Genomic DNA, 11,898 nt, shown 5'->3' with positions numbered 1-11,898 from the left:
CGTCATGACCGCGATCATTGAGTATCCGCAGGCGGTCGAAGACCGGACCCCTCCTTCGTTGCCGCTCCGACTCATGCTGGCGCCCGTCGGCACCTCTCCGGCCCTTGTCGACGGTGCCTGGTGGCCCCGTTCCCGCGACCTGACGGCGGAACTGCCGCCGCTGATGGCCGTACTCGATGCGCTCTGGGGCAGGATCACCCGGGTCACCGTCAACCCCACGTTCTGGCCGGTCGTCCCGCGCAAGGTGCAGGTCACCGGGCATCTGGTCCACGTCGGCTGGTTCAAGGCCGAGCAGGACCCGCACAAGCTCCTGCTGCTCTCCTACACGACCGGTCGCTGGGACCTGCTGGTGATCCCGCCGGAGACCGGCCCGGCCACAGCCGCCCGGCTGATGACCGCAGCCGCTGATCCCCTCCGGGTTCTCACCGCGAGCGGCCTGATGCGTGAGGCGGAGTTCTTCCGGATCGCGGCCGAGGCCGACTGGGACTCGACCCGGGAACTGGCCTGGGACTCCGAGGGCGGCCAGGGCACAGCGCCCCGGACGCCGGCACCCCGACGGCCCGTCCGCCCGGAAACGACCCCGTGTCTCGGGCGGACGGGTGGCAACCGATGACTGCCGATTCACGTACCCCGGCACCTCTCCTGCTTCTCCGGGACACCGTCGACCAGCCGGTGGTCCCGGGCAGTGCCGTACTGCGGCTGGAGACGACCTCCAGCCGTGCCGGGTTCTTCGACGGTGCCTGGTGGCCTCGTTCGCGCGACATCAGAAGCCAGTTGCCCGACCTGATCGACGCGCTGACGGCCAGTCTCGGACCCATCGCACGTGTCGGCCTGGACGCGAGTGCCTGGGACGAGGTCCCGGCCCATCTCGTCGTCGGTGACCACAAGGTCCGTATCGACTGGTCCGATGTCGACGACAGCACGATGATCATCACTCGCGGTCACCACGATCACTTCGCGTTCCTGGTCATCCCACCGCAGACCTCCGCGGAGGCCGCACACACCGCGATGACCATGGCCGTACAGGACGACAACCGCACCTCCGCAGTGCAGATACTCGACGCCGCCGGCATCACCCCCGCGTAGCCGGGGAGCCCTGCACCGGCGGCCGACATGACAACGACCCCGGTAATACGCGCCGGGGTCGCCCTTTCAGGCGGTGCACGTGAGCGTGCACCAACCCACAACCCAGGCTACTCCCAGGAGGGCATTTATGGCATAAGGAGCAAACGGTGCGCACGGGCTCTCGTGCGCGGGATGCCTCCGCGACTAGCCTCCGCATCATGCTGCGTATCGCCGACACCCGCACCGGTCACCTCGTGGAGATCCCCGCCGCACCGCGCCGCCTGCTGCGCAGCTGCGTCCATCTGCCGGCCATCGGCGAGGGGGTGGACACCGGAACCGGGATCGGCCCGGTGCACCTGCGCGTCCCGCTGATCGGTGACGTACTGGCACGCACCGCGGAGCTGAACGGCCTCCAGGTCGTCACGGTCCTCACCACCCCGGAGCTGACGCCCGACCGGTCCCGGGCACTGGACCGGGTCATGGCGGTGCTCGGCATCCATCCCCCCGTCGTCGTCGGAGCGCACCGTCCTGACGGGGCACTGGGCGGCCCCGCCGACGTACACGTGGTCGCCATGGGCGCCGACCCGGGCGACCTCACGGACGGGGCCCGGATCGAGGTGGCGCAGGTCGGCACGGCTCCACCGACGGAGGACGTCCCCGACCCGCGCCACCTCCTCGACCCGGATCTCCCGGACACAACGGAACCGGAGACCGCCGATCCACTGGCGGTGCGCCTGCTGCTGCTCGGTCGTCCCTACGGAACTCCGGTCACGGTCACCGGTTCAGCGCTCGCCGAGGCCCGGCGGACCCTGCGCGAATGGCGCAGGTCGGTCGCCGACTGGGCGCAGGAGCCGTCCAGGCCGATCCCCGCCGACCTGCTGCGGCAGTCGCATACGGCGCTCGCCGAGGACCTCGACGTCGCCGCCGTCCTGGCGCTGCTGGCCGATGTGGCGGGACGGTCGGACATGCCGTCAGGCGCCAAGTTCGAGACCTTCGCCCACCTCGACCGCGTCCTCGGCCTGGACCTCGCCCGCGACGTCGGCCACCAGCGCCGCCCGTAACGACCGACGGCCTCCCGAACAGGCACGCTGCCTGGACAGGAGGGCCGTCGGGTCACACTCCAAACGAGAGGCCCTGGCTGTCGCGGAGGGGCCAGGCGGCTCCTTGAACCTGCTGCGCGACCGTGTTCGGACTGTGTGACGGAACTTCTGAAAAACGCCCTGGGGCCGCGTCCGTGGTTCCGGCGGCATGATGCCAGTCAGAGGACTGGGACGCTGTTCCAGGGGCGGATGGACTCGATCGCTGCCGCGGCACGGAACACCGTGGCGTCGTCGTAGGTGCGTCCGACGAGCTGTACCCCCGTCGGCACTCCGGTCGAGGCGAAACCGGACGGCACGCTCAGCACCGGGCAGCGGCTGGCTATGTTGAAGGCTGTGGTCATCGCCGATTCCAGGTAGAAGTCCAGTTCGACGCCGTTGATCACGACCTTGGTCGACAGGTAGTCGTCGTCCGCCCTGAGCGCCGGGATCGCGGTCGTCGGGCACAGCAGGACGTCGTAGCGGTCCAGCAGGGAGCCGAGCGTCGTCTGCATCGCGGCCTCGATCTCAAGGCCCTGCAGGAAGCTGCCGGGCTCGCGGACGGCCTCGGCAGCCCGCTGGGCGAAGTCGAGTGCGTACGCGGTGAGTTGGTCGCTGTGCTCAGCAGCAACCGATGCCACGTACGGGCCGAAGATCGAGCCGAAGTGGATCAGCGCCGCCCGCGTCACGTCCGCCCGCATGATGGGGACCTCCACCTCCTCGACGACGGCTCCGGCCATGTGCAGTGCCTTCGCGACCGCGCGGGTGTTGGCCTCGACCTCGGGATCGACCGGCCAGTCCCCGAGGGTGACGGAGAGTGCCACCCGCAGGCCTTCGACGCCCTCGAACCGCTCGGGCAGCACGAGTGCGGGCCGCAGTGAGACCGCGTCCAACGGGTGGGGCCCCGCGATGACGTTCTCCAGCAGTGCGCAGTCGCCGACGGTGCGCGCCATCGGACCGTCGTGGCAATACGTGTCGAGGTTGAACGGCGTCATCGCCGGCACGCGCCCGTACGGCGGCTTGAAGCCGACCGTGCCCGTGCACGAAGCGGGGATGCGGATCGAGCCGCCGATATCGGAGCCGGTGGCGAGCGTCGCCGCGCCCGCCGCGAGCGCCGCGCCGGCGCCGCCCGAGGAGCCGCCCGGAGAGAACTCCAGGTTCCACGGGTTGCGGGTGACGCCCCACAGCCGGGACTGTGTGTATCCCGCGCAGCTGAACTCCGGGGTTGTGGTCCGCGCGTGCACGATGCCGCCGGCAGCCTGGACCCGCTCGATCACCGGGTGCGTCTGCTCGGCGATCTCCTCCCGGAACGCCAGGGAGCCGTCCGTGCTGCGGCGGCCCGCGATGGGCTGCTCCTCCTTCGTGGCGACCGCGAGGCCCTCCAGAGCGCGAGGTGCCTCCCCCTTGCCGCCGTACCGCGCTTCGGCGACGCGGGCGGCGGCGAGCGCCTCCTCGAAGGTCCGCTCGGCAAGGGCGTTGATCTTCGGCTCGACGGCTTCGGCACGCGCGATGACCGCGGTCATCAGCTCGACCGGTGAGAGGGAGCGGTCGCGGAATCGGTGCAGGGCCTCGATTGCCGGCAGATAGGCAAGGTCGGTGAGGTCGGTCATGCGGTGGTCCTTTTCGTGGAATCGGAGGAATCGGGTGAGCGCGGGGGAGCGTGCGCGGGTGCGGGGCCGGATCCCGTCCGGGGCTGCGGCCCCGGAGTCCAGTGGCGGGTGCGGGAAGGCCGGGGACCGGTCACGGCGCGTGTGGTGGGCCCGGGGACCGGTGATCTCGGATGCGGAAGTCCTGGCGGCGGGGAACCAACAGGCGGCCTGCCCCCGAGGCCGGCCGCCCCTGTCTTCGGGCCGATCAGATCCCGTACCCCGTCGTGGCCGACGGCCGAGGTCCGCTCCCCGATGACGGCGAGGCTCCTCGCCCGGCTTCGGGTGGAGCCCCGGTGCGCACGGGCCTCGGGTGAAGACCGGATCGGCCTTGGTCATGGCCGGTCAGACGGCGGCGCTCACCGGTTCGCTGCCGGCGGCCTCACGGGTATCGGTGAAGTAGGGCGACCGGTGGTGCCAGCGGGCCCACGCGGCGGCCAGCAGGCCGGAGCCGACCATCAGGACCGGGACGAGCAGCGCGAACCAGCCGTTGTCGGCGGAGACTTCGAAGTGATCGGTGGAGCGGTAGAACGTCCACGTGAGGTAGCCGCCGGTGGCGAGCAGCGCGAGCGCGCCCAGCACCGGTCCGACGACCGCGCGCAGGGCCTCCAGCGGTGATGTGCGCAGCAAGTGGCGGAAGCTCACCGCGGCCGCCGCCGCAGTGAGGGCGTAGTAAAGGGCGACGACGATTCCGATCGCGTTGACGGCGGCGGAGATCAGATCGTTGACGGTGGGGATGACCAGCGCCATCGCGGCGAGGACCAGGGCGATCGCGGTGATCAGCAGGGTGCCGGCGGCGGGGGTCCCGTGCTTGGGGTGCAGGCGAGTCCAGACGGGGCCGAGGACGCCGTCGCGGCCCATCGCGTACATCCCTCGGGCGGTGGGGATGACCGAGGCCTGGAGCGATGCCACCGCGGAGAACATGAGGGCGATGAGCGGCAGTGCGGCCAACGGCTGCTCGGCGAGCTTCGTACCGAAGTAGGCGAGCCCCTGCGCGCCGTTGCCCGCCAACTCGTCCAGCGGCAGGACGCGTTGGAAGGCTGTGCCGGCGAGCAGGAAGAGGAGGAGCATCACGGTCAGGGCGATGAAACCGCCGCGGGAGGCGTCCCGCGGGTCACTGACCTCTTCACCGATGCTGAAGACCGACTCGAAGCCCCAGTAGCAGAAGACCGCGAGCACCATGCCCTGGGCGAGGGCCGCGGCCGAGGGGATGTCGAAGGGGTTGTACCACTGGATCGAGAAGGGCTGGTCCCCGGCGAACAGGCCATAGCCGCAGAACGCGAGCAGCACGCCGTACTCGAAGATCAGCAGGTACTTCTGGAGACGCGCTGCGAGGCCGAGTCCGCGAACGGCGACCAGCGCGGCGGCGACCAGGACGGCCATGCCGAGAAGCGTGGACTGGAGGGTGGAGTCGGGATCGAGGGAGAGGCCGCCGACGCTGTGGAGGTCGGCCTGGACCAGGAGCTGGATGACCGCCGACCCCGTCACCGTGGTGGTGTAGGCCATGAACACGATGGTGCCGATGACATTGACCCATCCGACCAGGAAGCCCAGCCAGGGGCTGAGGATGCGGCCGACCCACTTGTAACTGCTGCCGGCGTGGGGTTCGACCCGGTTGAGCCGCCCGTATCCGCCGGCTATGCCGAGCACGGGCAGGAAGGCCAGCAGCATGATCGCCGGCAGGTGCAGGCCGACGATGCTCGCCATCAGACCGAGTCCGATGCCGATACTGCTGGTGGCCGCTGTGCTCGACGCGGCGAGGACGATGCCGTCGACGACGCCGATGGACTTCCCCATCGCGGCCTGCGGGGCCTGGGCGCTTGTTCTCGGCGCGGTGCTTGCGTACTTCACTGGTACCGCCAACGGTCGTCGCCTTGCTTCGGGGGAAGATGGCCGGAGGACCCGGATGGCAGGCCATGAAACCGTTGCCCCCTTCACACGTCAATGGCGTTGTCATAAGCTCCGCGCCATGAATGAGCGTGTGGTTCCGGAGCCGCAGCGGCGGCGCAGAAGGCCGACGAAGCAGGGCACGGTGCTGTCCGAGCAGATCATCGTGGAGACGGCCCTGCGGCTGGTCGGCCGGCATGGTGCGGACGCTCTGACGGTCCGGCGGCTGGGAGCCGCCCTGGGTGCCGACCCCAGTGCGCTCTATCGGTACTTCCGCAACACCGACGACCTGCTGCTGGCGATCGCCGATGAACTCATCGGGCGTGCCCGGCGGGGCTGGCGGCCCACCGGCGAATGGCGTACCGACCTGTGCGAGCTGGGTCTGCGCATCCACGCCTCCTACCAGGCGCACCCCCAGGCAGCCATGTTGGCGGCGCACCGGACGACCGGGCGGAACAACGAGATGCGGGCCGTGGAGACGATCCTCGGCGTGCTGCGGTCGGCGGGTTTCCCCGATCGGGAAGCGGTGCGGATCTATCACGCCTTCGTGGACCAGGCGCTCGCCTTCGCGGCCCTGGACGCGGCGGCGCTCGCCCTTCCGGCACCTGCTCAGGCAGCCGATCTGCAGGTGTGGCAGGACCGTTACGGCCTCCTGGATGCGAACGACTATCCCCACATCGCCGCCACCGTGCGCCTGTTGGCCGCCGAGATGATGCTCAGCGGCTATCCGTTCGCGCTGGAGCTACTGCTCGACGCCGTCGAAGCGAAGTTGCCCGGGGCGGCCGGAGAGGCCGGCCGGGGCCGGACCGGGCGCTCTCGCCGCACGCCCCGCCGGGACGCGGATCGGACGGATCGCAGCAGGTCCTGATCGGGTCGCGGTCCCGGGTCCGGTCGAGCTGCGGTGACGAGGCTTATGTCAACGTCGTTGACATCAATTTCGGACCGGAGTCTGATGGCGGAACCCGTAGGACCAGCCGCACTACGCACCACCCGAGGAGTCCGCCATGGATCCCGTTCACGCGCTCCGGGATGCCGCCCCCACCCCGTTTTGGCTGGACGACCCCGGCCGCCCGCAGGCCATATCGGCCCTGGTCGCCGACACCCGCTGCGATCTGCTCGTGGTGGGTGGGGGTTACAGCGGCCTGTGGACCGCTCTGATCGCCAAGGAGCGCGACCCCTCCCGTGACGTCGTCCTGATCGAAGGCGAGGAGATCGGCTGGGCCGCATCCGGGCGCAATGGCGGTTTCTGTGAATCCAGCCTCACCCACGGTCTGGGCAACGGCCTCGATCGCTGGCCCGACGAGCTCGCCGAGCTGGAACGGCTCGGCGTCCAGAACCTCCTGGCCATCGAGGACGCGATCGAGAGATACGGCATCGACTGCGACTGGGAGCGCACCGGCTCCCTCAGCGTGGCGACCGAGCCGTACCAGGTCGACGACTTGCACGAGCTGGCCGCGCTTGCCGCCCGCTACGGTTCCGAGCAGACGGTGCTCGACGCCGACCAGGTCCGGGCCGAGATCGCCTCGCCGACCTTCCTGGGTGCGCTCTGGGACGAGGAGGGCACGGCGATGCTCAACCCCGCACGTCTGGCATGGGGCCTCAAAGAGGCCTGTCTGGACCTCGGCGTACGCATCCACGAGCGCACCAGGGCAACGGCCATCGAGGAGGCCGACCCGGGGATCACGGTGCGGACGCCGTACGGACGCATCCTGGCGAACCGGGTCGCACTCGCTACCAACGCCTTCCCCTCCCTGGTCAAGCGGCACCGCCTCTACACCGTCCCCGTGTACGACTACGCGCTGATGACAGAGCCGCTGACGGACGATCAGCTGGCCGCCGTCGGCTGGCGCAACCGGCAGGGATTCTCCGACGTCGCCAACCAGTTCCACTACGTGCGGCTCTCCACCGACAACCGGATTCTGTGGGGCGGTTACGACACCGTGTACCACTACCGGGGCCGGGTGCGAGCCGAACACGACCAGCGGCCGGAGACCTTCGCCACCCTGGCCCGGCACTTCTTCCGGACCTTTCCCCAGCTGGAAGGGCTGCGCTTCACCCATGCCTGGGGCGGCGCAATCGACACCTGCAGCCGTTTCTCCGCGTTCTTCGACACCACGCACCGGGGCAGGGTCGCCTTCGCGGCCGGATTCACCGGCCTCGGCGTGGGGGCGACCCGCTTCGGTGCCGAGGTGATGCTCGACCTCCTGGCCGGCGAGCGCACCGAACGGACACGACTGGAGATGGTGCGGCGCAAGCCCCTTCCCTTCCCGCCGGAACCGGTCCGATGGGCGGGAATCCAGGCCACCAGGTGGTCCCTCGCCCGCGCGGACGAGAACTCCGGGCGTCGTAACCTCTGGCTCAAGACCCTCGACCGGCTCGGCCTCGGTTTCGGAAGCTGATGGCCGGTCACCCGGGCAAGGATCCCCGCCGGGCGGTCGAACGGCTTGCGCACGAGGTGTGACAGAGGCCCCGGACAAGATCCGTTACGGCGCTCCGCCGGGGCTTCTCCTTCCGGGTGACCCGTTGCGTGGCCGAGGGGGCCAGGGGCGGGGAGCGGACGCGCTGAAGTACGACCTGAGGTCGCGGGCGTCAGCCCTCAAGCTTCCGGCACAGAAGGGCGTCCGGGGTCTTCCCCTTGGCCCAGGCGCCGGTGAAGGCGACACCCGCCAGATACTCATCGGTGCGGCACTGGCCCTTGAAGTTGCCCAGGGCGAACTCGCCCCCGGGCTCACCGGCAGGACGGTTGTCCCCACGGTCGAACCACACCGTCCGACCGCTCGTCCCGAGCCCGCGGCCCGCGGGAGAGCACAGCACCGCCGACACCTCCTGGCCGCGCACGCTGTACCCGGAGACGAACTGGTCCACTCCGCACTGGTACTTGGTGTACCCACCGGCCCAGTCGCCCTGCTGGACATGACGCTCGTCGCGCACCACGTCGGACTGCGCCCCGGCAGGGACGGTCAGGGAGAGACCGGCGTCGGTGCACAGCCCCCGCCCACCGCTGTGGGCGAGACCGGTGAGACGCTGTCCGTCGGGGCACACCCCTTTACGGGCTCCCGGATCCCAGTCTGCCCGGGCCCGTGTCCGGAGTGACTGGACCGCGTCCGCGTGATCGAGGTTGAGCATGTCCCATGTATCGGCGTCCGCGACCGGGCTGCTCTTCTGCGGTGCGCCGACGAGGCGGCTCCAGTGGGCCGCGCGCCAGTCATTGCCGTCGAGGATCCCCGACCGTTGCCCCTGCGTGTCGTAGTTCAGGATCGACCAGGTGCCGTGTCCGGTCCATCCGACCAGCGGCCAGTAGGCGAAGTCGGCGTCCCGGTCGATCAGATAGTCCACGAAGTTGCCGAACCACGCACGGGCCTGCGGGTTGATCTCGTCACTGCCGATGTTGGGAAGCGGCCCACCAGTCGTGTTCGTCGCCCCGGTTCCAGTTGGCGTCGTCGGTGACGGTACGGCGAACCTCGTTGTAGAGGTCGGCTCCGACGACGCGCTTGTTGTCCTTGTAGCGGCGGGCGAGGGCGATCCAGTCGTTCTCCCACTGTGCGGTGGACTGGCTCGTGTTCCAGCGCTCGTTGCCGTCCAGGCCGCAGCAGAAGCGCGAGGTGTTGGTGTGGTTGTTGAGAATCACCGCGAAGCCCTCCGCCGTTGTGGCGGCGATGACGGCGTCGAAGACCTGGAGCGGGGTCTTGCCCCGCAGCGCCGGATTGGCGGCGACCGAGGCGTCGGAGACCGGCCGCTGATCGTGCAGCATCTCGTTGGAGAACGGCAGGCGGATGCTGTTGATGCCCAACTCGTGGAAATCGGCGAGGATCGCCTGGACCGGCGCGCGATCCAGGCCGAGCGGCATCTGGTCGGCCTTCTCGCCGTCGTGATGGTTCGCGGGGGCGTTGATGTCTCCGGACCCGTTCCAGGAACCCTGTGCGCCATGCCAGTTCGCGGACTTGAGCTTGAAGCGGTTGCCGGAGGCGTCGACGATGTACCGGCCCCGGGTACTCAGGGGCGCAGTCCACGCATCGGCGAGCCGGCCCGTGTCACCCGCGGCCGGCACGCGGGTCGTGGGCGACGTGTCTGTGGCAGCAGCCGCCGTGGCAGCTCCGAGCGCTCCGAGGAACAGCGCCCCCGACAGCAGTGCCGGGAACAGGGTTCGTCTCACTGTGTCCTCCAGAGGACCGCGTACGGACGGGGCAGTGCTGTTTACGACTTCGGGATCGGCGCCCTGCGCCGGGCACCGTGACAAGAGGGATCAAGGGCTGCCCAGTGTGCAGGCCGGTCCCGAAGATGTACACGGTGACGATGCGTGGATGTTGTGGGGCTCTGCTCACGAACCGCAAGGGCGGGCAGGACGCGGCGGGTACGTCCTGCCGGCGGTCGGGCAGCCGGGACGCGCGCGTACGCCGCCCCTCGGTCCGGGTGCGGGGCTTGGAACGGCAGGGTCAGCCGAGGGAGCGGCGGGCGGCCGCGGCGTCGGCCGGGTCCCAGCCGCGTCGGGGGACGGAGCTGAGCAGCAGGCGTGTGTAGGGGTGGTGAGGCGCGTCGAGGATCTCGGCCGTGGGGCCCGCCTCCACCACTCGTCCCTCCCTCAGGACCATCACCTCGTCGGTGATGTGCCGCACGACGGCGAGGTCATGGGTGACGAAGAGGAAGCCGATGCCGACCTCGCGCCGGATGGTGCCCAGGAGTTCGAGCACCTGCGCCTGGATGGACACGTCCAAGGCCGCCACGGCCTCGTCGAGGACGAGGACGCGTGGTTCGGCGGCCAGCGCGCGGGCGATCGCCACGCGCTGGCGCTGACCGCCGGACAGCTTGCCGGGCAAGGCGGCTGCCTCCCGTTCCCCGAGCCCGACCTGGTCGAGGAGCTCGATGACGCGCTCCCGCCGGGCCGTTGTGTCCATCGGGAAGTGGAGGCGCAGGACCTCCTCGATGCACCGGCCCACGGTCACCCGTGGATCGAGGGACAGGTACGGATCCTGGAAGACCATCTGGATCTCGCGTGCGCGGGCGAGTCGCTCGGCTCTGCCCCGGGCGGGTGCCGACCGGTCACGTCCGTTGATGCGGATCGTACCGTGGTCCGGGCGCTCCAGGCCGACGAGCATCCGCACCGTCGTGGTCTTGCCACTGCCGGATTCGCCGACGATGCCGAGGGAGGAGCCCGGCGGCAGGGTGAAGGACACATCCTGCACCGCCGTGTGGTCTCCGTACCGTTTGCACAGTCTCTGGACGACGAGTTCCTCGGTTGCCCCGGTCACAGTGTGATCCCTTCGTCGGCGCGGTGGCACGCGGCGAGTCCGTCGCCGTGGTGCGCAAGTTCGGGTGTTCCCTCAAAACAGCGCGGCTGTGCGTGGGCGCAGCGCGCTGCGAAGGCGCACCCCGGTGGGGCCTCGGCGAGGGAGACGGGCCGGCCCGGGATCGGGCGTGGGGCGGCGGCTCCGGCCTCGATACGGGGCGTGCAGGCGAGGAGTCCCGCCGTGTACGGGTGGCGTGGCTGGTCGAACAGCGCGTCGGTGCTGCTGGTTTCGACGATCCGGCCCGCATACATGACGTACACGCGGTCGCAGATCGCCGAGGCCAGTTCGAGGTCGTGGGTGACGAAGAGCATTCCGGTGCCGCGTGCGGCCTGGAGGCGGGTGAGGATTGCGATGATCTCCGCCTGGGTGGTGACGTCGAGGGCCGTGGTCGGCTCGTCGGCGACCAGCAGCGCGGGCTCGCCCGCGAGGGCGGCCGCGATGACCACACGCTGGAGCATCCCGCCGGAGAACTGGTGCGGGTAGCGGCGCAGCGCGCCCCTCGGATCGCGGATGCCCACCGCGTCGAGGAGCTCCTCGGCCCGGTTCTCGGCCGCGGCGGCAGGGGTGCCCGCACCGCGCAGTCCCTCGGTGAGGAAGTCGCCCACGCGGCGCAGCGGGTTCACGGACGCGCGCGGGTCCTGGTAGATCATCGCGACCTCCCTGGCGCGCAGCCCGGCCAGTTCGGCGCGGTTCATGGCCAGGACGTCGCGGCCCGCGACCCGCACCTCACCACTCGTTCGCGCCCGAGGCGGCAGCAGCCCGAGCACGCTGCGGCACGCGACCGACTTGCCCGAGCCGGACTCGCCGACCAGGCCGACGGTCTCGCCGGCGTCGACCCGCAACGTGACGCCGTCGAGGATGGGCCGGGCCGCCTGCTCGCCGGGCAGGCGGACGCCCAGCCCGTCGATCTCCAGCGCCGGGGATTCGTACTCGGTCATG

The 11,898-nt window shown here is 70.3% G+C and carries 9 protein-coding genes and 1 pseudogene; 5 read left to right on the top strand and 5 right to left on the bottom strand.

The genetic code is table 11. The annotated features are described in order from the left end of the window. The first annotated feature begins 4 nt into the window (after positions 1-4). The 3 genes from ACFVX4_RS21120 (at position 5) to ACFVX4_RS21110 (ending at position 2,126) form a co-directional block, all read left to right on the top strand. Complete coding sequence (locus ACFVX4_RS21120) at positions 5-613, top strand: DUF5994 family protein (RefSeq protein WP_389979429.1); 609 nt, start codon at positions 5-7, stop codon at positions 611-613. Next, complete coding sequence (locus tag ACFVX4_RS21115; RefSeq protein WP_389979426.1) at positions 610-1,086, top strand: DUF5994 family protein; 477 nt, start codon at positions 610-612, stop codon at positions 1,084-1,086. The genes ACFVX4_RS21120 and ACFVX4_RS21115 overlap by 4 nt, the downstream gene beginning before the upstream one ends. Before the next feature lie 197 nt (positions 1,087-1,283). Beyond that, positions 1,284-2,126, top strand: a complete 843-nt coding sequence (locus ACFVX4_RS21110; RefSeq protein ID WP_389979423.1) for a hypothetical protein — start codon at positions 1,284-1,286, stop codon at positions 2,124-2,126. Between the two features lie 197 nt (positions 2,127-2,323). Here ACFVX4_RS21110 and ACFVX4_RS21105 read toward each other — a convergent pair whose 3' ends face one another. Both ACFVX4_RS21105 and ACFVX4_RS21100 read right to left on the bottom strand, forming a co-directional pair. Then, a complete protein-coding gene (locus tag ACFVX4_RS21105) occupies positions 2,324-3,751 on the bottom strand; it encodes an amidase (protein WP_389979420.1) in 1,428 nt (475 codons plus the stop codon). A 381-nt stretch (positions 3,752-4,132) separates the two neighbouring features. Beyond that, complete coding sequence (locus ACFVX4_RS21100) at positions 4,133-5,584, bottom strand: APC family permease (protein WP_389979597.1); 1,452 nt, start codon at positions 5,582-5,584, stop codon at positions 4,133-4,135. Positions 5,585-5,756: 172 nt separating this feature from the next. Between ACFVX4_RS21100 and ACFVX4_RS21095 the strand changes: the two genes are divergently transcribed. Then, positions 5,757-6,542 carry a TetR/AcrR family transcriptional regulator gene (locus tag ACFVX4_RS21095; protein WP_389979417.1) on the top strand — a complete coding sequence of 262 codons (786 nt, stop codon included), beginning with the start codon at positions 5,757-5,759 and terminating at the stop codon, positions 6,540-6,542. A gap of 136 nt (positions 6,543-6,678) precedes the next feature. Continuing rightward, entirely contained in the window at positions 6,679-8,073 is a 1,395-nt protein-coding gene (locus ACFVX4_RS21090; RefSeq protein ID WP_389979414.1) for an NAD(P)/FAD-dependent oxidoreductase, read from the top strand. Between the two features lie 190 nt (positions 8,074-8,263). On the opposite strand, the pseudogene ACFVX4_RS21085 reads toward ACFVX4_RS21090, so the two are convergent. From ACFVX4_RS21085 to ACFVX4_RS21075, 3 genes and pseudogenes are all read right to left on the bottom strand, one after another. Beyond that, positions 8,264-9,827 (bottom strand): annotated as a pseudogene (locus tag ACFVX4_RS21085) (glycoside hydrolase family 5 protein). 280 nt (positions 9,828-10,107) lie between these two features. Next, positions 10,108-10,920 carry an ABC transporter ATP-binding protein gene (locus ACFVX4_RS21080; RefSeq protein WP_389979411.1) on the bottom strand — a complete coding sequence of 271 codons (813 nt, stop codon included), beginning with the start codon at positions 10,918-10,920 and terminating at the stop codon, positions 10,108-10,110. Beyond that, on the bottom strand, positions 10,917-11,897 hold the full coding sequence (locus ACFVX4_RS21075) for an ABC transporter ATP-binding protein (protein ID WP_389979408.1): 981 nt from the start codon (positions 11,895-11,897) through the stop codon (positions 10,917-10,919). Before ACFVX4_RS21075 ends, ACFVX4_RS21080 begins: the two co-directional genes overlap by 4 nt. Position 11,898 lies beyond the last annotated feature (1 nt).

It is taken from the genome of Streptomyces sp. NPDC058240, assembly GCF_042882135.1.
Lineage (GTDB): Bacteria > Actinomycetota > Actinomycetes > Streptomycetales > Streptomycetaceae > Streptomyces.
The sequence above is the reverse complement of the archived record's forward strand: the minus strand, read 5'-3'. Positions and strand labels throughout refer to the sequence as shown.

Excerpts from the sequence above, each read along its gene's own strand:
- ACFVX4_RS21120 (WP_389979429.1), top strand. The coding sequence starts at position 5 with ATGACCGCGATCATTGAGTATCCGCAGGCGGTCGAAGACCGGACCCCT.
- ACFVX4_RS21105 (WP_389979420.1), bottom strand. The coding sequence starts at position 3,751 with ATGACCGACCTCACCGACCTTGCCTATCTGCCGGCAATCGAGGCCCTG.
- ACFVX4_RS21115 (WP_389979426.1), top strand. The coding sequence starts at position 610 with ATGACTGCCGATTCACGTACCCCGGCACCTCTCCTGCTTCTCCGGGAC.
- ACFVX4_RS21110 (WP_389979423.1), top strand. The coding sequence starts at position 1,284 with ATGCTGCGTATCGCCGACACCCGCACCGGTCACCTCGTGGAGATCCCC.
- ACFVX4_RS21090 (WP_389979414.1), top strand. The coding sequence starts at position 6,679 with ATGGATCCCGTTCACGCGCTCCGGGATGCCGCCCCCACCCCGTTTTGG.
- ACFVX4_RS21075 (WP_389979408.1), bottom strand. The coding sequence starts at position 11,897 with ATGACCGAGTACGAATCCCCGGCGCTGGAGATCGACGGGCTGGGCGTC.
- ACFVX4_RS21100 (WP_389979597.1), bottom strand. The coding sequence starts at position 5,584 with ATGGGGAAGTCCATCGGCGTCGTCGACGGCATCGTCCTCGCCGCGTCG.
- ACFVX4_RS21095 (WP_389979417.1), top strand. The coding sequence starts at position 5,757 with ATGAATGAGCGTGTGGTTCCGGAGCCGCAGCGGCGGCGCAGAAGGCCG.